The 22,160-nt window shown below is 65.7% G+C and carries 22 protein-coding genes; 14 read left to right on the forward strand and 8 right to left on the reverse strand.

Annotation, left to right across the window (positions count from 1 at the left end; genetic code table 11):
- The first annotated feature begins 37 nt into the window (after nucleotides 1–37).
- From DYI37_RS19920 to DYI37_RS05720, 4 genes are all read left to right on the forward strand, one after another.
- The gene (locus DYI37_RS19920) at nucleotides 38–211 is read left to right on the forward strand and encodes a hypothetical protein (RefSeq protein WP_158555095.1); all 174 of its coding nucleotides are present in this window, start codon (nucleotides 38–40) and stop codon (nucleotides 209–211) included.
- Between the two features lie 46 nt (nucleotides 212–257).
- Nucleotides 258–848 carry an SCO family protein gene (locus tag DYI37_RS05710; RefSeq protein ID WP_116682225.1) on the forward strand — a complete coding sequence of 197 codons (591 nt, stop codon included), beginning with the start codon at nucleotides 258–260 and terminating at the stop codon, nucleotides 846–848.
- 183 nt (nucleotides 849–1,031) lie between these two features.
- The gene (locus DYI37_RS05715; RefSeq protein WP_116682226.1) at nucleotides 1,032–2,915 is read left to right on the forward strand and encodes a cation:proton antiporter; all 1,884 of its coding nucleotides are present in this window, start codon (nucleotides 1,032–1,034) and stop codon (nucleotides 2,913–2,915) included.
- 5 nt (nucleotides 2,916–2,920) lie between these two features.
- The gene (locus tag DYI37_RS05720) at nucleotides 2,921–3,787 is read left to right on the forward strand and encodes a 50S ribosomal protein L11 methyltransferase (RefSeq protein ID WP_116682422.1); all 867 of its coding nucleotides are present in this window, start codon (nucleotides 2,921–2,923) and stop codon (nucleotides 3,785–3,787) included.
- A gap of 99 nt (nucleotides 3,788–3,886) precedes the next feature.
- Here the strand turns inward: DYI37_RS05720 and DYI37_RS05725 are convergent, their stop codons facing one another.
- Nucleotides 3,887–4,090, reverse strand: coding sequence for a hypothetical protein (locus DYI37_RS05725; RefSeq protein WP_116682227.1), 204 nt, complete (start codon nucleotides 4,088–4,090; stop codon nucleotides 3,887–3,889).
- 300 nt (nucleotides 4,091–4,390) lie between these two features.
- Between DYI37_RS05725 and DYI37_RS05730 the strand changes: the two genes are divergently transcribed.
- The 4 genes from DYI37_RS05730 (at nucleotide 4,391) to DYI37_RS05745 (ending at nucleotide 7,622) form a co-directional block, all read left to right on the forward strand.
- On the forward strand, nucleotides 4,391–6,226 hold the full coding sequence (locus DYI37_RS05730) for an aminopeptidase P family protein (RefSeq protein ID WP_116682228.1): 1,836 nt from the start codon (nucleotides 4,391–4,393) through the stop codon (nucleotides 6,224–6,226).
- Nucleotides 6,227–6,281: 55 nt separating this feature from the next.
- Entirely contained in the window at nucleotides 6,282–6,683 is a 402-nt protein-coding gene (locus DYI37_RS05735) for a (R)-mandelonitrile lyase (protein ID WP_116682229.1), read from the forward strand.
- A gap of 88 nt (nucleotides 6,684–6,771) precedes the next feature.
- Nucleotides 6,772–7,023 carry a molybdopterin converting factor subunit 1 gene (gene moaD / locus DYI37_RS05740; protein ID WP_116682230.1) on the forward strand — a complete coding sequence of 84 codons (252 nt, stop codon included), beginning with the start codon at nucleotides 6,772–6,774 and terminating at the stop codon, nucleotides 7,021–7,023.
- A gap of 2 nt (nucleotides 7,024–7,025) precedes the next feature.
- Complete coding sequence (locus DYI37_RS05745) at nucleotides 7,026–7,622, forward strand: molybdenum cofactor biosynthesis protein MoaE (protein ID WP_425365025.1); 597 nt, start codon at nucleotides 7,026–7,028, stop codon at nucleotides 7,620–7,622.
- 43 nt (nucleotides 7,623–7,665) lie between these two features.
- On the opposite strand, the gene serB is transcribed toward DYI37_RS05745, so the two are convergent.
- Entirely contained in the window at nucleotides 7,666–8,553 is an 888-nt protein-coding gene (gene serB / locus DYI37_RS05750; RefSeq protein ID WP_116682231.1) for a phosphoserine phosphatase SerB, read from the reverse strand.
- 83 nt (nucleotides 8,554–8,636) lie between these two features.
- Here serB and miaA point away from each other — a divergent pair, with 83 nt between their 5' ends.
- The gene (gene miaA / locus DYI37_RS05755; RefSeq protein WP_245413782.1) at nucleotides 8,637–9,503 is read left to right on the forward strand and encodes a tRNA (adenosine(37)-N6)-dimethylallyltransferase MiaA; all 867 of its coding nucleotides are present in this window, start codon (nucleotides 8,637–8,639) and stop codon (nucleotides 9,501–9,503) included.
- On the opposite strand, the gene xseA is transcribed toward miaA, so the two are convergent.
- Complete coding sequence (gene xseA / locus DYI37_RS05760; RefSeq protein WP_116682233.1) at nucleotides 9,500–11,104, reverse strand: exodeoxyribonuclease VII large subunit; 1,605 nt, start codon at nucleotides 11,102–11,104, stop codon at nucleotides 9,500–9,502. The two genes, miaA and xseA, sit on opposite strands and share 4 nt — an antisense overlap.
- 155 nt (nucleotides 11,105–11,259) lie before the next feature.
- Here xseA and DYI37_RS05765 point away from each other — a divergent pair, with 155 nt between their 5' ends.
- Entirely contained in the window at nucleotides 11,260–12,024 is a 765-nt protein-coding gene (locus DYI37_RS05765) for a pentapeptide repeat-containing protein (RefSeq protein WP_116682234.1), read from the forward strand.
- Nucleotides 12,025–12,070: 46 nt separating this feature from the next.
- On the opposite strand, the gene DYI37_RS05770 is transcribed toward DYI37_RS05765, so the two are convergent.
- Nucleotides 12,071–13,042, reverse strand: a complete 972-nt coding sequence (locus DYI37_RS05770; protein WP_116682235.1) for a LysR family transcriptional regulator — start codon at nucleotides 13,040–13,042, stop codon at nucleotides 12,071–12,073.
- A gap of 179 nt (nucleotides 13,043–13,221) precedes the next feature.
- Here DYI37_RS05770 and DYI37_RS05775 point away from each other — a divergent pair, with 179 nt between their 5' ends.
- Nucleotides 13,222–13,497, forward strand: coding sequence for a YjiS-like domain-containing protein (locus tag DYI37_RS05775; RefSeq protein WP_116682424.1), 276 nt, complete (start codon nucleotides 13,222–13,224; stop codon nucleotides 13,495–13,497).
- 176 nt (nucleotides 13,498–13,673) lie between these two features.
- On the opposite strand, the gene DYI37_RS05780 is transcribed toward DYI37_RS05775, so the two are convergent.
- Together DYI37_RS05780 and DYI37_RS05785 are read right to left on the reverse strand one after the other, a co-directional pair.
- On the reverse strand, nucleotides 13,674–14,645 hold the full coding sequence (locus tag DYI37_RS05780; protein ID WP_116682236.1) for a CHAD domain-containing protein: 972 nt from the start codon (nucleotides 14,643–14,645) through the stop codon (nucleotides 13,674–13,676).
- Nucleotides 14,642–15,118, reverse strand: a complete 477-nt coding sequence (locus DYI37_RS05785) for a CYTH domain-containing protein (protein ID WP_116682237.1) — start codon at nucleotides 15,116–15,118, stop codon at nucleotides 14,642–14,644. Before DYI37_RS05785 ends, DYI37_RS05780 begins: the two co-directional genes overlap by 4 nt.
- A gap of 137 nt (nucleotides 15,119–15,255) precedes the next feature.
- Between DYI37_RS05785 and lepA the strand changes: the two genes are divergently transcribed.
- Together lepA and DYI37_RS05795 are read left to right on the forward strand one after the other, a co-directional pair.
- Nucleotides 15,256–17,067 carry a translation elongation factor 4 gene (gene lepA, locus DYI37_RS05790; RefSeq protein ID WP_199520095.1) on the forward strand — a complete coding sequence of 604 codons (1,812 nt, stop codon included), beginning with the start codon at nucleotides 15,256–15,258 and terminating at the stop codon, nucleotides 17,065–17,067.
- A gap of 432 nt (nucleotides 17,068–17,499) precedes the next feature.
- A complete protein-coding gene (locus DYI37_RS05795; RefSeq protein WP_116682239.1) occupies nucleotides 17,500–18,729 on the forward strand; it encodes a sensor domain-containing phosphodiesterase in 1,230 nt (409 codons plus the stop codon).
- Between the two features lie 236 nt (nucleotides 18,730–18,965).
- Here the strand turns inward: DYI37_RS05795 and groL are convergent, their stop codons facing one another.
- Together groL and groES are read right to left on the reverse strand one after the other, a co-directional pair.
- Nucleotides 18,966–20,618, reverse strand: coding sequence for a chaperonin GroEL (gene groL, locus DYI37_RS05800; RefSeq protein WP_116682240.1), 1,653 nt, complete (start codon nucleotides 20,616–20,618; stop codon nucleotides 18,966–18,968).
- 91 nt (nucleotides 20,619–20,709) lie between these two features.
- Nucleotides 20,710–21,006, reverse strand: coding sequence for a co-chaperone GroES (gene groES, locus DYI37_RS05805; protein WP_116682425.1), 297 nt, complete (start codon nucleotides 21,004–21,006; stop codon nucleotides 20,710–20,712).
- Nucleotides 21,007–21,299: 293 nt separating this feature from the next.
- Here groES and DYI37_RS05810 point away from each other — a divergent pair, with 293 nt between their 5' ends.
- Nucleotides 21,300–22,160, forward strand: coding sequence for a TIGR01459 family HAD-type hydrolase (locus DYI37_RS05810; RefSeq protein ID WP_116682241.1), 861 nt, complete (start codon nucleotides 21,300–21,302; stop codon nucleotides 22,158–22,160).

The following is a 22,160-nucleotide window of genomic DNA, read 5'->3' on the forward strand; positions in this document are numbered from 1 at the left end:
CGGGCGGCCGAGCGGCCGCGTCATCGAGGGGTGCACCATGGTTATGCGGACCGACAAGAGCGGCGATGGGGCGGCCCTGCCGGTCTGGGCGCCGCTCCTGGGCCTCTGTCTTCTCGGCGGGGTGACGTTCGCGGCCGTCGCAGGCTGGGCGATCTATGGCGAGGACATCCTGTTGCAGGCCCTTTCCGATGGCTGGGCCCTGTGCTTCTGAGCCAGGCCTCGACGCGTCGAGCCCCCGGACAATGGAGTGGAACCATATGAAAGCTGTAAGACTCGTCCTGTGGGTCGCCGTCGCCTTGCTCGCGGGCGCGACCCTTGCCGTCTTCTGGGCGATGCAGGGCAGCGGCCGTCCCGCGGTCGCCGACGAGCCCTACGGCTCGCCCTTCCAGCTCGTCGACCAGAACGGCGATGCGGTGACCGAACAGGCGCTGCGCGGCCGTCCCTCGGCGGTCTTCTTCGGCTTCACCCATTGTCCCGAGGTCTGCCCGACGACCCTCTACGAACTCTCCGGCTTCCAGAAGCAGATCGCCGAGGAGGGCGGCGATCCGTTCCAGATCGTCTTCGTCACCGTCGACCCGGAGCGCGATACGCCCGCGATCCTGAAGGATTATGTCGGTGCGCTTTCCGATGACGTTCTGGCGATCACCGGCGAGCCCGAGAAGGTCGCGGAGATGATCGGCAGCTGGGGCGTTTTCGCCCAGAAGGACGGCGAGGGCGAGAACTACAACATGAACCACACGGCGACGACCTTCCTCATCGACGAGGCCGGGCATTTCGCGGGCACGATCGCCTACGGGGAAAAGGCGGAGACGGCCAAGGCCAAGCTGGAACGCCTGACCGGAGCCTGATTGCGGCCGGCCGGCGCGCACCCCATGCTTTTGCATAGCTGACCCCGCCCGGGCGATCGGGAACCGGGAAGGCCGGACGATCCTTTCCGTCCGGACCGCCGGAGCTATCTTCGGCGTCCACGACCTGTCGCGCGCGATCTGCGGCGCGCTCTCCCATCTGACAATGCATCGGAACGAACCTGAATGAGCGATCTCGCCTTTCAAATCGCGGTCATCGGCTTTGCCGGCATCGCGGCTCAATGGGTCGCCTGGAAGCTGCAACTCCCGGCCATCGTTCTGCTGCTTGCCGTCGGACTGGTCTTCGGGCCGTTCACCGGGATGATGAATCCGGCCGCCGATTTCGGTGAGCTCTATACCCCGCTCGTCTCGACGGCGGTCGCGATCATTCTCTTCGAGGGCGGCCTGACCCTCAACTTCCGCGAGATTCGCGAGACCTCCGTGGCGGTCCGGCGCATCGTCCTCTTCTCGGGTCCCATGGTCTGGGTCATGACGGCGCTCGCCGCCCATTATGTCGGCGCCCTGTCCTGGCCGACCTCCATGGTTCTCGGTGCCCTTCTCGTCGTCACCGGCCCGACCGTCATCATGCCGCTCCTCAGAAACGCCAAGCTGAAGAGCCGCCCCGCCTCGATCCTGAGATGGGAGGCGATCGTCAATGATCCGGTCGGCGCGCTCTTCGCCGTGGTCGCGTTCGAAGGCTATCTCGTTCTTCACGGAAACCACGAGGCGGAGAGCCTCGTTTTCTCGCTCTTCCTGGCCCTCATCCTCGCGATCGGCGGCGGCATTCTCGCCGGAAAGGCGCTGAGCTGGCTGTTTGCGCGTGGCCATTCGCCCGAATATCTCAAGGCACCCATCCTGTTCGCCGCCGTCGTCGCGATGAATGCGCTGACGAACATGGTGCTGGAGGAAGCCGGGCTCCTCACCGTGACGGTCATGGGCATCACCATGGCCAATTCGAAGATCTCTTCCCTCAGCGAGCTTCGCCGCTTCAAGGAGACGATCACCATCCTGCTCGTCTCGGGCCTCTTCATCGCGCTCACCGCATCCCTGCAGATGGAGACCCTTCTCAGCCTCCAATGGGAGGCGCTGTTCTTCATCCTCGTCGTCATGGCGGTGGTGCGGCCCATCGCGATCGGACTTGCCACCATCGGCACGGGTCTCGACTGGAAGGAGCGGCTGCTGGTCAGCTGGATCGCCCCGCGCGGTATCGTCGCCGTGGCCGTCGCCGGCCTCTTCGGCGCGACCCTGACCGATCTCGGCGTCGCCGACGGCCAGCAGATGATCGCCTACACCTTCGCGGTGGTGGCGATGACGATCTTCCTGCACGGCTTCTCGCTGGGGCCCCTCTCGAGGCTCCTCGGCCTGAAGGCTGCCAACCGGCCCGGCATCCTGCTCGTCGGCTCCTCGCCCTTCACCATCTCCTTCGCCAAACGGCTGAAGACCGACGAGGTGCCGGTGCTGATCGCCGACGACAACTGGGTGCACATTTCCGAAGCCCGCTATTCCGAAGTCGAGACCTGGTACGGGGAAATTCTTTCGGAGGCGGCGCACCACAACCTCAACCTCGCCCGGTTCGATCATCTCGTCGCCGCCACCGACAACGACGCCTACAATGCGCTGATCACCACCGACTTCGCGCCCGAGATCGGGCGCTCGAACGTCTTCCAGATCGGGCGGAGCGGGGGCTCGGAGCGCCGCTCCATGAACTTCACCATCGGCGGCCTGCCGCTGTTCAAGCCCGGCAAGACCTATCCCGAACTGAACGGGATGATCGATCAGGGCTGGGTCTTCCAGTCGACCCGACTCACCGAGGAATTCGACTACGAGGACTTCAGGGCCGGCCGGCCCGAGGAGGCCGAGGTGATCCTGTGGATCAAGCCGTCCGGCGCGATCGTCTTCTCCACGGTTGAAGGGGCGGGGCTGCCCCAGGAGGGCGACCGCATCATCTCTTTCGCGCCGCCCCGCCTTGCGCGCGACCGCGAGAAGATCGAGAAGGCCACGACGACGGACAAGGTGAAGCGCGAGGAGCGCGCGCGTCACACGACCGAGGTCATGACGAACAAGGCGTGAATGCGATGCAGGTCCGATATTACGTAAAGGGCACCAAGCTCGAGGCCGAAGCCTGGTATGCCGCGATCGAGCCCGTCTTCGAGGACGAGGGTGCGCCCATCGCCATCACCGAGATCGACGAGGCGAACGCGGTCTTCGAGACGGCCGCCTATCTCGACGTGCCGGAAGGTGGCGACCGGGCCGGCGACTTCGCGCGCGCGGCAGGTGTCCCGGTCGAGCGCGTCGGGCGCGAGGCGATCGAGAACAAGGACTGGATGGCGGAGGTTCTCGCCGGCCTCAAGCCCGTGCGGGCCGGGCGGTTCCTCGTCCACGGCGCCCATGACAGGGACGCGGTGGCGGAGGGCGACATCGCGATCGAAATCGAGGCGGGAATGGCCTTCGGAACCGGCCATCATGGCACGACGGCGGGCTGTCTCACCCTGATCGAGGAGGAGGTCTCGCGCCGGCTTCCGCGATCGACGCTCGACCTCGGGACGGGAAGCGCCGTACTGGCGATCGGCCTCGCCAAGCTCGGCGGCATGGCGGTGCTCGCCACGGATATCGATCCCGTCGCGGTCGAGGTCGCCCGGCAGAATGCCGCGGCGAACGGCGTCGGCACTCTCGTCGAGGTCGTGGAGGCGGTCGGCTTCGCCTCGGCACGGGTCGAGGAGCGCGCTCCCTACGATCTGATCGTCGCCAATGTGCTTGCCGGCCCCCTGAAGGAGATGGCGCCGGACTTTGCCCGGCACCTCGCGCCGCAGGGCCGCGTCATCCTTTCCGGCATTCTGGACAGCCAGCACGACGGAGTGGTGGAGGCGTTCGTCGCCGAAGGCCTGAAACACGAGAAGACGTTGCCGATCGGCGAATGGGTGACCCTGCTCCTCAGAGGCTGATCCGGGAGCGCCGCCCATGAAAAAGCCCGCGCCGGACGGCACGGGCTCATCATATTCGGGAGATCCGCGCGAACCCTTTCGGGCCTGCGCTTCGTCGCATCAGCGGGTCGGACCGGAGGGGTCGACGGGCATGAGATTGCGCAGTGACTCCATATCGCGGCCGTAGAGAGCGAGATTGTTGCGGACATAGGCGCGGGCCTGACGCTCGCGGGCTTCGATCATCCGGTCGAGCGCGTTGCGGAACATGCCCTTGCCCGACGACGCCTTGCGGGTGGAGGGATCGTTGTAACCGTTCTGAGCCATACTCTTCATTCCTTCTGGTGACCTGTCTCCCTGCACGCAATATGGCTTGTTCCCGGCCCGTCAGTCAGGGTGTCGGGCGCATAGCTGCCTTCCGTTCGCTGCAATGCAACATGGACGGACGTTAAGGGCGCGGAAAGCGACTTCTGCAGCGGCGCGGCGCCTCTGAAACGAGAGACGCACGGTATCGCCCTCGCGGGCGGGCGCCGAACGCGTTACAGCATCGGACCGAAAAGTGGACCCGGTTCTCGGGCCATCCGAGGCTCCAGACCGCTCCAAAGGCATCAGACGGGATCATCAGGCATGTTTCAGAGCTTCGACGAAATCAGCGACGCCTCGCAAAGTGCGGATCGGCTGGCGGCGCTGCGCGCGCGCCTCGACGCCCTCGGTGTCGACGGCTTCGTGGTGCCGCGCGCCGATCGCCATCAGAACGAATACATCCCCCGCACCGAAGCCCGCCTCGAATGGCTGACCGGCTTCACCGGTTCTGCGGGAACCGCCGTAATCCTCAAGGACCGCGCTGCCGTTCTGTCCGATGGCCGCTATACGCTTCAGCTTCGCAGCCAGATCGACCTTTCGGCCTTCGAGCCGGTGTCCTCGGTCGAGACGTCGGTGACGGACTATCTTCTGGAGCATGCCTGCGGCGCGACCATCGGCATCGATCCATGGCTGACGACGCTTGCGGGGACGGAGCGGCTGAAGACCGCGCTCGAGAAGCGCGGCGGCACGCTCGTGACCCTGGACGGCAATCCGATCGACGCGATCTGGAGCGATCGACCCTCCGCCTCGGCCGGCCCCGTCCGCCTCCAGCCCCTTCGCTTTGCCGGACGAAGCGCCGAAGAGAAGATCGCCGAAATCGCGGAGGCCGTGGAGAAGGCGGGATGCGACCTGACGGTCCTGACCGATCCCGCATCGGTCGCCTGGCTGTTCAATATCCGCGGCAGCGATGTCGAGCACACGCCGCTCGTCCTGTCCTTCGCAGTGGTGACGAAGAGCGCGGACGCGGTTCTTTTCGTCGACGAGACGAAGCTGACGGGGGAGGTTCGCGACGCCCTGACAAAGACCTGCGCGATCGAAGCCTATGGTGATTTCGCAGAGCATCTGCGCCGGGCGAGCGCGGGCGCGAGGATCGGTCTCGATCGCGAACTGGTCGCGGCTGCCATCGGCGAGATCGTCGCGGGCGCTGGTGGCACCGCCGAGCTCATGGATGACCCGGTGCGTCTCGCTCGCGCGCGCAAGAACGAGGCGGAGATCGCCGGAAGCCGAAGCGCCCACATCCGCGATGGCGCGGCCATGGTCGCCTTCCTCGCATGGCTCGACCGGCAGGCGCCGGGCTCGGTCACCGAGATCGCGGCGGCCGAACGTCTCGAGAGCCTGCGCGCGCAGGCCGGCGAGGCCGGCGGCATGCCGCTTCAGGACATTTCCTTCGACACGATTTCGGGCAGCGGGCCGAACGGCGCGATCGTCCATTACCGGGTCAATCGCCAGACCGATCGCAGCCTCGGAGACGGCGAGCTCTTCCTTCTCGATTCCGGCGGCCAGTATCAGGACGGCACGACGGATATCACGCGCACGGTCGCGATCGGCGAGCCGTCGGCCGAGATGCGCGCGATGTTCACCCGCGTTCTCAAGGGCATGATCGCGATCACGCTCGCCCGCTTTCCCAAGGGCACGCGCGGCGTCGATATCGACGTCCTCGCGCGGATCGCCCTGTGGAAGGCCGGTGTCGACTATGCCCACGGCACGGGCCATGGCGTCGGGTCCTTCCTCGCTGTCCACGAGGGTCCCCAGTCGATCTCCCGCCGAGGCATGACGGCCTTCGAGCCGGGCATGATCGTCTCCAACGAACCCGGCTACTACAAGGAAGGGGCCTACGGCATCCGCATCGAGAACCTCGTTCTCGTGACACCGGAGGAGACGATCGAAGGCGGCGAGAAGCCGATGCTGGGCTTCGAGACCCTGACCCTCTGCCCCATCGATCGCCGCCTCGTGGATCTTGCGCTTCTGACCGAGGAGGAGCGCGACTGGCTCGATGCCTATCATGCCCGCGTGCGGGGCGAACTCTTGCCCCATCTTTCGGCTGAGGATGCGGACTGGCTGGGCGAAGCCACGCGGCCACTCGCCTCGGGCGTGAACTGATCCATCTCAACGGGCAGGTGAACAGGCCCTGCCGTGATTTGAGGAGAGTGTTTCGATGGATGTCACCCGCGCCGCCGATCGGAAAACCAATCCCGCGCCCCAAGACTACTTCACCGGCGACGTGACGGTGGAGACACTGTTTTCCGCGCCGGAGCCGGCCCGGGCCGGAGCCGCTCGCGTCACCTTCCAGCCGGGCGCCCGCACGGCCTGGCACACCCATCCCCTCGGCCAGACGCTCTACATCACCGAAGGCCGGGGCCGGGTGCAGCGCGATTGCGGCGACGTGATCGAGGTCTCGGCCGGCGACGTCGTGATGTTCGCACCCGGCGAGAAGCATTGGCATGGCGCCGCCAAGGACAGCGCGATGACCCATATCGCCGTCCACGAGCGTCAGGACGGCAGCACCGTGGACTGGCTGGAGCATGTCACGGACGAGCAATATGACGGGACGGTGTGAGGCTGGGCCAAGCGCGCGCCTGCGCTTTCATCGCCGGGCCATCCATCCTATCTGAGCGTCGAGAGACGAGGAATTCGAGGCAGTCGTCATGAAGCTGAGCTATTTCGCCTGGGTGCGCGAGCGCATCGGCAAATCCGATGAGGAGGTGGCCCTGCCCGCCGGCGTCGAGACGGTCTCGGACCTTCTCGACTGGCTGCGAAGCCGGGGCGAGAACTACGAATACGCCCTGCAGGTCCCCGAGATCATCCGCGTCGCCATAGATCAGGAGCATGTGGATCATTCCGAGCGGCTGGCCGGCGCCGGCGAGATCGCGCTCTTCCCCCCGATGACCGGAGGCTGACCATGGCGGACGAAGCGCAGGGCGGCGGCGTCCATGCCGACATGGCTGCCGGGATGTACGATCGCAGCCAGGGCCATACGAGCGCCCTGTCCGAGGGAGCGGACATCTCCAACGGGTCTTCGCCCATGTCTTCGAAGTCGATCGCCCCGAAGGTGACGGTCGGCGAGGCACGGATCGACGTCGCGGCCGAGACCGAGGCCCTCTCCGGAGAGGGTGCGGCCGGGGCCCTCGTGACCTTCATCGGCTATTGCCGGGACGAAGAGGGTCGTCTGTCGGCGCTCGAGCTCGAACATTATCCCGGCATGGCCGAGCGGGAGATCCGCAAGATCGCCGAGGAGGCCGCCGAGCGCTGGCCGCTGATTGCCGTGCGGGCCGCCCATCGCCATGGAAAGATCGCGCCGGGCGAGGAGATCGTCTTCGTCGCCTGCTCATCGAGGCACCGGGGCGCAGCCTTCGAGGCTGCGTCCTACATCATGGATTTCATGAAGACCAAGGCGCCGTTCTGGAAGCGGGAGCATCTGAAGGACGGTTCGGTCGGCGGCTGGGTCGAATCGAAGGCGACGGACGAGTCGGCCGGCGACAAATGGCACAGGATCTGAGCCTTCCGAGGCTTCCCGTGCCGCACGTCTCCGGTCGCATGGATCAGACCGGGGCGAACTCGTCGGAGCGATAGCCCTGCATGTAGAGGAGGGCGGTCAGGTCGCCGTAATCGATCCTGTGCTCGGCCTCCGCCGCGACCGCCGGTTTGGCGTGGAGCGCGACACCGGTTCCCGCGAGCCGAATCATGCCGAGATCGTTGGCCCCGTCGCCGACGGCGATCGCGTCGCGGACATCGACGCCGCGCTGGCGCGAGATTTCGAGAAGCGCCGTCACCTTGGCATCGGAGCCGAGGATCGGCTCGCCGACCCGACCCGTGAGCTTTCCATCTTCCACCAGAAGACTGTTCGCTCGGTTCTCGTCGAATCCGAGACGCTCGGCGATGATCGTCGTGAAGGCGGTGAACCCGCCCGAGACGAGGGCCGCATAGGCACCGTTCGCGCGCATGGTGGAGACGAGCTGCCCGCCACCCTTTGCCAGCGTGATGCGCTCCGCGATCACCTTGCCGATGACCTCCTCGCCCAGACCGCGCAACAGGGCGACGCGCTCGCGCAGCGCGGATTCGAACTCGATCTCGCCGTTCATCGCCCGCGCGGTGATCTTCGACACCGCATCCTTGACGCCGATCTCGGCGGCGAGTTCGTCGATGCATTCCTGCTCGATCATGGTGGAGTCCATGTCGGCGACAAGGATCGATTTCCGCCGTTCCTCGCAACGCTGGAGAACGGCATCCGTGCGTCGGCTGGCGGCGAGGCGGCGCGCTGCATCCCAGGCTCCGGACAGCGGTTCGCGGTCGAGGACGAGATCGCTCGCATGGGTCTCGTCGAGCTTGTCTTCCCGGTAGACATAACCGAGAACGTCGCCGACCTTCGCAACGAGGTCCCGGTCGAGACCGGGCGAGAGGGGTGGCGCGATCAGCGTGACGACGAACATGAGAAGGTGAGGCCCTGACCCGAGGCATTCCAGACGCCGTCCTGATAGCCGGGCCGACCGCGAGCGGCAAGTCACGCCTTGCGATGGAGATCGCCGGCCGGACGGGCGGCATGGTGATCAACGTGGATTCGCTCCAGGTCTATCGCGACATGCCGATCCTGACCGCGCGCCCGACAGGCGAGGACGAGGCCGCGATTCCTCATGCGCTCTACGGCTATCTGGCGGCGGACGAACTCATGTCGGCGGGCCGCTTCACCCGTGAGGTGTCGTCGGTGCTGGACGATTGCCGCCGTGGGGGGCTGCTCCCGATCCTCTGTGGCGGCACCGGGCTCTACTTCTCGTCGCTGCTCGGGCGTCTCGACGAGATGCCGGAGATCCCGCAGGCCATTCGCACGGCATGGCGCGGGCGCCTCGAGCGGGAGGGCGCCGAGGCGCTCCATGCGGAACTCGGCCGCATCGATCCGGTGGCGGCAGGCCGGATCATGCCGAGGGACGGCCAGCGCGTGGTTCGGGCCCTCGAGGTGTTTGAGACGTCAGGCAAGCCGCTCAGCGCTCATCAGAAAGGTTCGGGCACGGGCATCATCGATGCGGCCGGTGCCCTGAAGCTGGTTCTGGCTCCCGAGCGCGAACTGCTGCACGCCCGTATCGAGGCCCGGTTCGACCAGATGCTCGCGGTCGGCGCTCTTGCCGAGGTACAAGACTATCTCGCGCGGCGTCCCGAGACGGGCCGCCATGTGGAAAAGGCGATTGGCTGCGCGGAACTCGGCGCGGTGCTGGCCGGAAATGCAAGTATCGAAGAGGCGCGCGAGCGCGCGGTCGTGCGCACCCGGCAATATGCGAAACGCCAGGAAACCTGGTTCCGCCGCCAGTTCGGCGAGGACTGGCTGCGCGCGGCGAGCGTCGAGGAGGCACTGGCGCTGGTGATGCCGAAGCTTGCGGAACAGGACTAGCTCTCGAAGAGACTGCCCTGGTCTTGCTCGCCCTCCGGTTCGGAGGGCTTCTTGCGCCGTCGTCTGGGTGCCGGGCGAATGCCGCTCGCCGTGGAGGCGGTCTCGCCGGTCGAGAGCGCGCCGACCCGCCGTCCACCGGCAAACTCGACTGCGAAGGCCGTTCCGGACGGCAGATCCTCCGGGCGAAGGACGGGGGCATCCTCGGGGCCGCGAATGATCGCATAGCCGCGGGCGAGCACCTGCTGGGGCCCCAACGTGGTCGCGACGCGCCAGACCTGCGCGACCGCCTCGCGGCGCTCGGTCAGGATCCGGTCGCTCGCGCGCTCGAAACGCGTTCTCAGCGTGTCGAAGCGGAGCCGCGCGGCTTCCGAGCGGGCGCGAAGGCCGATCGGCTGAAGATCGGCGGTCGCGCGCTGGAAACGCTGGCGCAGGAGGGAGAGGCGCCCGGCCATCGCCTGATCGGCTTCGAGCGCCGTATGCCGCAGGCTTCCGCGTTTCTCGCGAACGGCCGCATCCAGCGTCGAAAGCGATAGCCGCGCGGCGGACGCCTCGAAGCTGCGGCGGCGTTCGGAAAGGACGAGGCGGAAGTTCGATCCGAGGCCCGTCGCCGCATCGTCGAGGCGGCGACGGGGAAGGGCAAGCAGCATGTCCGGCGTCGGCAGCGCCCGGGCGGTCTGCGCCACCTGCCGGCGCTCATTGTCGAGGCGTCGGGAAATCGCGCTTTCGTAGCGCGCGTAGAAGGCCGCGAGGTCCGCCACGAGTTCGGCGCGGACGGGAACCGCGATCTCGGCGGCCCCGGTCGGCGTCGGCGCGCGCCGGTCGGCCGCATGGTCGATCAGCGTCCAGTCGGTCTCGTGGCCGACGGCCGAGATCAGGGGAATGGCCGAGGACGCAGCGGCGCGCACCACCGCCTCGTCGTTGAAGCCCCAGAGATCTTCCAGACTGCCGCCGCCGCGTGCCACGATGAGAACGTCGGGCCTCGGGATCTTGCCGCCCGCTTCGAGCGCGTTGAAGCCGTCGATGGCGTTCGCCACGGCATCGCCCGATCCTTCGCCCTGCACCTTGACCGGCCAGACGAGGACATGGACGGGGAAGCGATCCGTGATGCGGTGGCGGATGTCGCGGATGACGGCGCCGGTCGGCGAGGTGACGACGCCCACGACCTTCGGCAGAAAGGGCAGGGGCCGCTTGCGCGCCTCGGCGAACAGGCCCTCGGCTTCCAGCTTGCGGCGGCGTTCGTCGAGAAGCGCCATCAGCGCGCCGGCACCGGCCGGTTTCACGTCCTCGATGACGATCTGGTATTTCGAGGAGCCCGGATAGGTGGTCAGCCGCCCGGTGGCGATGATTTCCAGCCCTTCCTGCGGCTTGAAGGCGAGTTTCGAAAAACTCGTCCGCCAGATGACGGCGTCGATGCGTGATTTCTCGTCCTTGAGCGAGAAATAGGCGTGACCGGAGGAATGGGGGCCGCGATAGCCGGAGACTTCGCCGCGCACACGCACATGGCCGAAGGCGTCTTCCACCGTCTTCTTCAGCGCGTTCGAGATTTCCGAGACCGAAAATTCGGCGGCGTTCGTCTGCGGTTCGGTATCGAGAAGGCTCATGGAAGAGACCGAGCCATCTTCACGCCGAAAGGTCAAGCGCGGCGAGCCCGCGCGTGAAGCTCATGCGTGACCTTTCACGTAGCTGATCCATATTCGCTATCGAGAGGTGGGCGCCTCGCGCCGGCTTTGGCCGGCATCCTCGTGGAGGAACCTTGATGAAAATCCTGTGCGCCGGCCTTCTGTGTCTCGCAATCCTCGCCCCGTCCGGTCAGACCGCGCTCGCCCAGGGCATGATGAACGGGCTCGATCTCACATCCGATCGCATGACCAAGGCGAACACCACCCGCGAGGCGGTGGCGAGCCGTCTCGAAACGGCCACGCGCGAGGCGCCCGCCTCCTTCCGGGCGGCGGAACTCAACGGCCTCGATCTCTCGGGCCTCGACTTCAAGGGCGCCGATCTGACGAGCGCCTATCTCAACGGCACCAATCTCTCGGGGGCCGACCTCTCAGGCGCGAAGCTCGATCAGGCCTGGGCGATGAAGGCCGACTTTTCCGGTGCCGACCTCTCGAATGCGCAGCTCTTCCAGGCGCAGCTCCGGGACTCTGATTTGTCGGGCGCAAATCTCACCGGCGCGCGACTCGCGGCCGACCTGACCAATGCGAATCTTTCCGGCGCCGATCTTTCCGGAGCCGACCTGTCGGCGGACATGGAGAACCAGTCGATGGGGATGATGCGCGGCGTCATGAATTCGGCCGATCTGACGAAGGCGAAACTCGTCGGCACGAACCTGTCGCGCGCGGCGGCCGAGTTCGCGAACTTCACGGATGCCGATCTCAGCGAGGCGAACCTCCTGCGCGCCGAAATTTCCGGCGCGAAATTCGTCGGCTCCAATCTCGAAGGCGCCGATTTCGAACTGGCGGACATGCGGTCCACAAGATTCGTCGACACCAAGGGAGCGCCGAAGAACCTCGATCGGTAAGGGCCCGGGCGCTCGCTTGGGCCGGGAGCGGGGACCGCCCGAGCGCCTACCAGCCGGCAGAGACGGAACCGGGCTTGCGCCGCTGGGACCGGATCACCCGCGTCTCCGGCAGGTTGTAGATCTGCGCGCCGGGCGCATCGCCTGCTGCCATTGCGGGCGTCAGGTTCGCGAGGCTCTCTCGGATGTGTTCGACGAGAGCGGTGACGACGGCCGAAGAGGTGTTGGCCGAACGCAGGATGCCGATCTTCGTTTCGCCCAGTCGCGGAAAGCCGTCGCGTTCGCTCAGGACCCTGAGGCCCGGTCGCAGCGCGCATTCGGGAAGGATGCCGACTGCGAGGCCCGACTGAACGGCCGAGATGAGAACCTGCGCCGACCAGGAACTGAACAGGACCTTGTAGCGGCGATTGGCGCGTTCCAGCGCGAGGATGCCGTCATGGCGCCATATGCAGTCGCTTCGGCCGATCGCGAGGGGCACCACGTCCTTCAGATGGACCTCGTGGGCGGTCGAGGCCACGAAATGAAGCGGTTCGTGGCGCACGAGATCGATCTTCGCCCCGGTGGTTCCGCAATCGGTGACGAGAGCGAGATCGAGCCGGCCCTTGGCCACCGCTTCGGCGAGATTGGAGGAGGGCTCGCAGGCGATGGAGAGTTCGACGAGCGGATTGGACCGGGCGAAACGGGCAAGGATTTCCGGCAGGAAGCGTTCGGCATAATCGTCCGGCAGGCCGATCCGCACGGTTCCCTGCATGGCGTCCTCGTCGAAGGCGAGAAGCGTTTCCTGGCTGAGCGTCAGCATGCGCCGGGCATAGGAGAGCAGCCGGTGGCCGCTTTCGGTCATCTCGATCGCGCGGCCATTGCGCTCGAACAGCCGCGTATCCAGCCGCTCCTCGAGCCGTCGCATCTGCATGGAGACGGCGGACTGGGTCTTGAACACGTCCTCCGCGGCGCGTGTGAAACTGCCCGCATCGACGATGGCGACGAAGGTTCGCAACTGGTCCAGATCGATGGGGGAACTCATGGGATTTTTCCATCAGCAAAAGCGATGGCTGAGATTACGAACATTCGTTGGATCGATCAATGGCGGTTCGCTATGTCTCGAAACGTCAGGAAGAAACTTGGAAGCGCTTCGAACCGGCCTCGGTTCGGCGCTTCTCTTTTTCCCGGTGCCCGGCGGCTTTTGCGAAAGGATACAAAGCCATGGCGATCTTCCACAGGACCACGACCGACACCCTCGTTCAGACGCTCGCCGAGGCGCTTCGCCTCGCGGTGGCCGCCGTCCCGGCCATGGTGCGCACCCTGAGGAACCGGCACGCAGCCCGCCAGATCGCCGATCTCCCGGACTATCTCCTCAACGATATGGGCCTGAAACGGGACGACGTGCACGACGCGCTCCAGTCCGACTGGCGCTCCGATCCGACCTATCTCCTGTCGATGCGGGCCTCGCGCAATACGCTGGGGCGGCGCCGTCGATAAGCGGGCAAAGCGAGGCTCCGCCTCCCGATCCCGTTCCGACCTGATGCCCGTTCCGACCTGATGGAAGACCGGCCCGCTTCTCGCGCGCCGGTCTTTTTCGTGTGGCCCACAGCATCGGACCGAAACGTAGATCCGGCTTTTGGATCATCCGATGCGTCAGCGAGAAAGCGGAGCCGCTATGCCTTCGGCTTCGTGCCCGGCAGTTCGATCCGCTGATGGGCGCGCCCCGAGGCGAGGTGGTGCAGGTTTCGCACCCGTCGCTCCATGGCCTTCGGCCTTTCGCACAGAAGCACCCGTGCCGAGGCAAGACCCACCTCGCGCAGTTCGGCCTGACGCCTCTCGATGAGGGCCGAAACCTCCACCAACGCTTCCGGCGTGCCGAAGGCCTCGGGCTCGCGGGCGATCGTCTCGGTGAGGACGGCGAGATCGTGATCGTCGCCGAGGTCGTCGGAAATCTCCTTGGCAAGCGCGATGCGGGCCGCGAACTCGGCAGGCCAGAGGGGCTTTGCGAGCCTCAGATGCATCCAGTGATATTTCACGCGTTTGCGCAACTCGTGAAGATCGTGCGCCGAGCGCGAGGCGCTCGCCGTCTTCAGGGCCTCGAAGGCGCGCCCATAGGTCGTCGCGAGCCCGGATGCGAGAATGCGGGCGTCCCGCTTCGGCCTGTAGCGGGCGCGCTCGTCGAACCGGCAGGTCTCGATATTGGCCTTCGCGGCGGCGAGCGCCGAGAATGCCGTCTCGATCTGGTGCGGAAGATCGCCGGCCCCCGCCTCGATCGCCTCGTCCCGTTCGGCGATCAGCCGGGTCCAGACCGGAGTCAGCACATCGGATGCGCCGGGCTCGGTTTCGAAGCGGGCTTCGAGCTTTTCCATCGCCTCGACGAGCGCGGCTTTGTCGCGGGTGCCGGAGAGGTCGCGGGCGGTATCGCGGAAGAGCGCGTTCTGCGCCTTGTAGAAATCCTTCAGCTCCGGCTTCACCAGCCGGATCAGGCCGCGCAGCTTCTTGAACACCTTGCGGGCGTCGTGGATCGCCTCGTGCGGATCGTCGGCGATCTCCTCCAGAGCCTTGCACGCCTTCTCGATCTGCTCGAGCGCGACCCGGCGGACTTCCGCATCGAGCGACTTTTCAGGCGACAGCACATAGCTCATGACCGGTCCTCGTGATCGGGCGATCCCCGAAGCGCCATACTCGCATTCGTGAAGGCCGGGTCGCCCGTCAGCTCGGGCCCGAAGAAGGATGGAAGCTCGAAAGCATGATCGGCGGCCGGGAGTTCGATCTCGCCGAGGACGAGACCGGAAAGGGCGCCCTCGAAGACGTCGATCTCGGCGACGAGATCGCCGTGGGGAACGCGGTAGCGCACCTTCTCGATCACGGCGCCATCCCGCGTCGTTCGCAGGGCCTCGGCATCCTCGATCGGGATCTCGTATTCGAACTCGCCCCGCGCGATGCCGGACCCGGTCTTGATGGTCAGCCGTGCCTCGCGCCCGTCACGGATGCGCACGCGGCAGCTCTTGTCGCTTCCGACGAAGAGGTAGAACTGTTCGAGGCGCACGCCGCCATCGGCGTGCGCGCGCCACTCCTCGCCGTTCACGCGAAACTTGCGTTCGATCTCCTGGCCCATGCTGCGGCAGATAGACCGGCGATTTCGTTCGGCCACGGGGAAAAGGCCGCGAGCCGTGCCGATCACGCATGTTTTTAACGCTTCCAACCGGCTTCCATAAGATTGCGCGAACTTCTATATCGGGCGCCATGAGCACAATGCCCGCCAATACGCCGCTTTCGCGCATCCGCAACTTCTCGATCGTCGCCCATATCGACCACGGGAAGTCGACCCTGGCCGACCGCCTGATCCAGAACACGGGCGGCCTCGAAGTCCGTGACATGAAGGAGCAGGTGCTCGATTCGATGGATATCGAGCGCGAGCGCGGCATCACGATCAAGGCGCAGACCGTCCGCCTGCACTACACGGCCTCAGATGGGGAGGTCTACGTCCTCAATCTCATCGACACGCCGGGCCATGTGGACTTCGCCTACGAGGTCTCGCGCTCGCTTGCCGCATGCGACGGCGCGCTGCTCGTCGTCGACGCGGCGCAAGGGGTCGAGGCGCAGACCCTCGCAAACGTCTATCTGGCGCTCGACAACGATCTGGAGATCGTTCCCGTCCTCAACAAGATCGACCTGCCGGCGGCCGAACCCGACAAGGTGAAGGAGCAGATCGAGGACGTGATCGGCATCGACGCCTCGGACGCCGTGATGATCTCGGCGAAATCCGGCCTCGGCATCGACGACGTGCTCGAAGCCATCGTCAAGCGCCTGCCGGCGCCCAAGGAAGGCGACAGGGACGCGCCGCTGAAGGCGATGCTCGTCGACTCCTGGTACGACACCTATCTCGGCGTCATCGTTCTCGTGCGCATCATCGACGGCGAGCTGCGCAAGGGCCAGACCATCCGGATGATGGGAACGGACGCCAAATATCCGGTGGACCGTGTCGGCGTGTTCACGCCGAAGATGGTGCAGGTCGACGCGCTCGGGCCGGGCGAGCTCGGTTTCATCACCGCCTCGATCAAGGAAGTGGCCGATACCCGCGTCGGCGATACCATCACCGAGGACAAGCGGCCGACCGCGACCATGCTGCCGGGCTTCAAGCCGGCCCAGCCTGTCGTCTTCTGCGGCCTCTTTCCGGTGGACGCCGCCGATTTCGACGACCTGCGCGCCGCAATGGGCAAGCTGCGCCTGAACGACGCCTCCTTTTCCTACGAGATGGAGTCCTCGGCCGCGCTCGGCTTCGGCTTCCGCTGCGGCTTCCTCGGCCTCCTGCATCTCGAAATCGTCCAGGAACGCCTGTCGCGCGAATTCGATCTCGATCTCATCGCGACCGCCCCCTCCGTCGTCTACGACGTCAAGATGACCAATGGCGACCTGATCCAGCTGCACAACCCGGCGGACATGCCGGACGTGGTGAAGGTCGACCATATCGCCGAGCCGTGGATCCGGGCGACGATCCTCACGCCCGACGACTATCTCGGCGCGATCCTTCAGCTCTGCCAGGAGCGACGCGGCGTGCAGACGGACCTGTCCTATGTGGGCAAGCGCGCGCTCGTCTCCTACGAACTGCCGCTGAACGAAGTGGTCTTCGATTTCTACGACCGGCTGAAGTCGATCTCCAAGGGCTATGCGAGCTTCGACTACCAGATGATCGAATATCGCGAGGGCGACCTCGTGAAGATGGGCATTCTCGTCAATGCCGAGCCGGTGGACGCGCTCGCCATGCTGGTGCATCGGACCCAGGCCGAGAAGCGCGGCCGGGTGATGTGCGAGAAGCTCAAGGAGCTGATCCCGAACCATCTCTTCAAGATCCCGATCCAGGCCGCGATCGGCGGCAAGGTGATCGCCCGCGAGACCATCTCGGCCCTGCGCAAGGACGTGACGGCCAAGTGCTATGGCGGCGACGCCTCGCGCAAGCGCAAGCTCCTCGACAAGCAGAAGGAGGGCAAGAAGCGCATGCGCCAGTTCGGCAAGGTGGAGATCCCGCAGGAAGCCTTCATCGCCGCCCTCAAGATGGACAGCTGACACCGGCCTGCCGGCGCACGGGTCCGAGCTAGGGCTCGGCCGATCGGATCGGCCTCGATGCGGATGGCTTGCGTGCGGTGTCCCGGCGGTGGGGCACGTGCCGCCGGATCAGCGCGCGTCGAACCGATGCCCGTTCCCGCACGCGAAACGGAGGGCGGAACAGTCCCCATCGTGTCGCAACACGAGCCTCGCTCCGCATCCGCGTTGTTTGCCGCTCCCGCCTCCTCTCGCGCAAGTGATAAGTCTTAAGAATGAAATTCTGTCTTCGACGTCTTTCGGGTCTTAAACTCTACGTAGCGATAATGCGCATTTCGGTCTTTATCTTCGACCGATGATCGCTCCAGTTTGTCGCAGCAGCTGAAATTCTTAGCGAAGCATCAATCGATACTGCCCATTGTTCTCTCGAAACCGTTTTGACGCTGACGAGAAACCATGATGTCCTCCCTTCCGGATGCTGCGAGCCTCGGCGGCTTGTCGATCGATAAAGCCCTCAACAATGTTCGCGCCTATCTTGGAATGGACGTTGCCTATCTCTCCGAATTCGTGGGCGACGAGATCGTCTTCCGCCACGTCGACGCGCCGGGACTGGATCATCTGATCCGCCCGGGCGACAGCCAAGCGCTCGATTCCGTCTACTGCAAACATATTCTCGAAGGGCGTTTGCCGGCCCTTATTCCCGACACCGCGAACGAGCCTGTCGCGGTCGGGATGCCGATCACGGCCGCGGTGCCGATCGGCTCGCATATGAGCCTCCCGATCCGCCTGCCGGACGGCGAGATCTACGGCATGTTCTGCTGCCTCAGCGCCCGGCCAAACCCCTCTCTCAACCAGCGCGATCTCGCCTTGATGCGCATGTTCGCCGATCTTGCGGCCGAGCGGATCGCCGATCGGGTGATGACCGAGCGCGAGCATGCCGGTATTCGCCAGAGGGTCCTTCAGATGCTGGACGAGGACGGGTTCGATCTCGTCTACCAGCCGATCGTCGATCTCGGATCGGGCCGTGTCGCGGGGTTCGAATGCCTGTCGCGGTTTGCATCCGAGCCGTATCGCGCGCCCAATCTCTGGTTCGAGGAGGCGCGGCTCGTGGATCTCGGCGAGGAGCTCGAACTTGCAGCGATTCGCCGGGCCCTGGAGCGGCTGGCCAGCCTGCCGGACGACGTCTACCTGTCGGTCAACGCGTCCCCGGACGTCATCACCGGTCACAGGCTCGTTCCGCTTCTCCTTTCCGTCGAAAGCCGGCACCTGAAGCGCCTCGTCCTCGAAGTCACCGAGCACCACGTCGTGCCCGATTACGGAAAGCTCCACGAGAAGCTCGACCCCTTGAGGCTGGCCGGCGTCCGTCTCGCCGTCGACGATGCGGGCGCGGGCTATTCCAGCCTCAGCCATATCCTCCAGCTGCGCCCCGACATCATCAAGCTCGACATGAAACTCGTGCGCGACATCGATACCGATCCGAGCCGGCGCTCGCTCGCGGCCGCGATCGTCCATTTCGCCCGGGAGATCGGCGTGACGGTCGTCGCCGAGGGCATCGAGACGGAAAGCGAGGAAGCGGTGTTGCGCCTGCTCGAGATCGGAAAGGGCCAGGGCTACCGGCTCGGACGGCCCGCGGACTTCCGGGCGGCGCTGGCACGTCTCGGCATCACCGAAAGTCTCGTCGCCTGACGCCCCGCCGAGTGGACGAGCGGTCCTGACAGCGGCCGGCAAGACGCAGCGACCGGCGTAAGACGGCCGGTCGGGCCCTGCAGGTTTCCGGTCTTCGGTTTCCTCGCGCGATCCTTCGACGATGGCGACCGCGCCCCGGCCCGATCATGCGGCGACGAAAATCGGGATACGAAAAAGGGCGGCCCCGAAGGACCGCCCTTTTCTGTTCGACTGGCTGATGGGCCGGTCGGCAGGACTTAGAAGTCCATGCCGCCCATTCCGCCCATGCCACCCATGCCGCCGGGCATTCCGCCGCCGCCGGCCGACTCCTTCTTCGGGGCCTCCGAGATCATGGCTTCGGTGGTGACCAGCAGGCCGGCGACCGATGCCGCGTCTTGGAGAGCCGAGCGCACGACCTTGACCGGATCGACGATGCCCATCTGGATCATGTCGCCGTATTCGCCGGTCTGGGCGTTGTAGCCGAAGGACGTGGAGGAGTTCTCGAGGATCTTGCCGACCACGATCGAACCCTCGCCACCGGCGTTCTGGACGATCTGACGGATCGGAGCCTGAAGCGCCTTGCGGACGATGTTGATGCCGGCGTCCTGATCGGAATTGGCACCCTTGAGGTCGACGGCGTTGGAAGCGCGCAGGAGAGCGACCCCACCGCCGGCCACGATGCCTTCTTCAACGGCCGCGCGGGTCGCGTTGAGGGCGTCGTCGACGCGGTCCTTCTTTTCCTTGACCTCGACTTCCGTCGCACCGCCGACGCGAATGACAGCGACGCCGCCTGCGAGCTTGGCGAGACGCTCCTGGAGCTTCTCACGATCGTAGTCCGAGGTGGTCTCCTCGATCTGAGCCTTGATCTGGCCGACACGGGCCTTGATCTGCTCGGATTCACCCGCACCGTCGACGATGGTGGTGTTTTCCTTGGTGATCGAGACCTTCTTGGCGCGGCCGAGCATGTCGAGGGTGACGTTCTCGAGCTTGATGCCGACGTCTTCCGAGACGACCGTGCCGCCCGTCAGGATCGCGATGTCCTCGAGCATGGCCTTGCGGCGATCGCCGAAGCCCGGTGCCTTGACGGCCGCGATCTTCAGACCGCCGCGCAGCTTGTTGACGACGAGCGTGGCCAGAGCCTCGCCTTCCACGTCTTCGCCGATGATGACGAGCGGCTTGGACGACTGGACGACCGATTCGAGAACCGGGAGCATCGCCTGCAGGTTGGAGAGCTTCTTCTCGTGGAGGAGAATGTAGGCGTCTTCCAGCTCGGCGACCATCTTCTCACCATTGGTGACGAAGTAGGGCGACAGGTAGCCGCGATCGAACTGCATGCCTTCGACGACTTCGAGCTCGGTCTCGGCGGTCTTGGCTTCCTCGACGGTGATGACACCCTCGTTGCCGACCTTCTGCATGGCGTTGGCGATCATCTCGCCGACTTCCTTCTCGCCATTGGCGGAGATGGTGCCGACCTGAGCGACTTCGTCGGAAGTGTCGATGGAGCGGGCGGCGGAGCCGAGCGCTTCGACGACCTTGGCGACGGCCGCGTCGATGCCGCGCTTGACGTCCATCGGGTTCATGCCGGCGGCAACCGCCTTGGCGCCCTCGCGAACGATGGCCTGGGCCAGAACCGTCGCGGTGGTCGTGCCGTCACCGGCCTTGTCGTTGGTCTTCGAGGCCACTTCGCGCACCATCTGGGCGCCCATGTTCTCGAACTTGTCCTCGAGCTCGATCTCCTTGGCGACGGAGACGCCGTCCTTGGTGATGCGCGGAGCGCCGAAGGACTTGTCGATGACGACGTTGCGACCCTTCGGGCCGAGCGTGACCTTCACCGCGTCGGCGAGAATGTCGACGCCGCGCAGCATGCGTTCGCGGGCATCGCGGCCGAACTTGACTTCTTTGGCTGCCATTGTGCTGTTCTCCTCAGCGCGCCGTGAAAGGCCGCGCTTTGTTGATGTCTGTCTGTCGAAAGAGGACGTGCGGGCTTATCGCGCCGGCTGATCAGCCGATGATGCCCATGATGTCGGACTCTTTCATGATGAGCAGGTCTTCGCCGCCGAGCTTGACCTCGGTGCCCGACCACTTGCCGAAGAGGACGCGGTCGCCCTTCTTGACGTCGAGTTCGACGATCTTGCCCGAATCGTCACGAGCGCCGGAGCCGACGGCGACGATCTCGCCTTCCTGCGGCTTCTCCTTGGCGGTGTCCGGAATGATGATTCCGCCGGCGGTCTTCGCCTCGGACTCGACCCGGCGCACCAGCACGCGGTCGTGGAGCGGACGGAAGTTCGCATCTGCCATGTTCTTCGAACCCTTGTTGTGCGACATGCCGGACCCTGTCGAATGGGAGGCATCCGGCTCTTGAGCGTTTCTAGCACTCACCGGAGGCGAGTGCTAACGGCGGCGGAGATAGGAGAGAGTCCGTCGCCTCGTCAAGGCATGGCTGGTGAAAAATGTCGCGGGCTCGCGGCTCGCAATCGCAGCGGCTCGGCCCCGAACTGGCGACGATCGGAGGGTATCGCAAGAGGCGGCCTTGACCGGACCGAGCCCTTGACCCTAACGCAAGGGCCAGGCCCCTTTGAACTGGAGACCGAATGGCTCAGGCGAAAGACGCTCCCTGCCGCAAGATCACGGCACTTGGCGATGTTGCGGCGCAATATGGTGCGATCGTCTGCGACGTCTGGGGCGTGGTTCACAACGGCGTCAGCAAGTTCCCGGCCGCCGAGGATGCGCTCTTGTCCGCCCGGGGCAAGGGCGTGAAGGTGGTGCTTCTCACAAATTCGCCCCGCCGCAGCGAGGGCGTCGCATCCCAGCTCGAGGCCATGGGCTTCGATCGCAAGGCCTATGATCATATCGTGACCTCGGGCGATGCGACCCGCGACCTCATCGCCAAGGGCGAGCGGCGCATCTTCCATATCGGGCCCGAGCGCGACCTCGAGCTCTTCGACGGCCTCGATGTCGAGCGGGTGGAGATCGAGGAGGCGCGCCGGATCGTCGTCACGGGTCTCTTCGACGACGAGAACGAGACGCCCGACGACTATCGCGGGATGCTCAACGATCTGCGCGGCCGCGACCTGCCGATGATCTGCGCCAATCCCGATATCGTCGTCGAGCGCGGGGATCGGACGATCTACTGCGCCGGCGCCATCGCCCGCGAATATGCGAGCCTCGGCGGATCGGTGGCCTTCGCCGGAAAGCCGCACCGGCCGATCTACGATCTCGCCGCCGAGACGATCGGGATGGACGAAGCCGATCTCGGGCGCATCCTGGCGATCGGCGACGGGCTTCATACAGATATCAAGGGGGCGAACGGCTTCGGCGTCGACGCCGTCTTCATCACGAGGGGCATTCACAGTTCCGAACTCGACGGTGCCGATCCGAGCGAGGCGAGCGTTGCGAGCCTGCTTCGCCAGAACGGCCTGTCGGCGCGATATTTCCTGCCGGCGCTTCGGTGA

It is taken from the genome of Fulvimarina endophytica (genome assembly GCF_003403015.1).
Lineage (GTDB): Bacteria > Pseudomonadota > Alphaproteobacteria > Rhizobiales > Rhizobiaceae > Fulvimarina > Fulvimarina endophytica.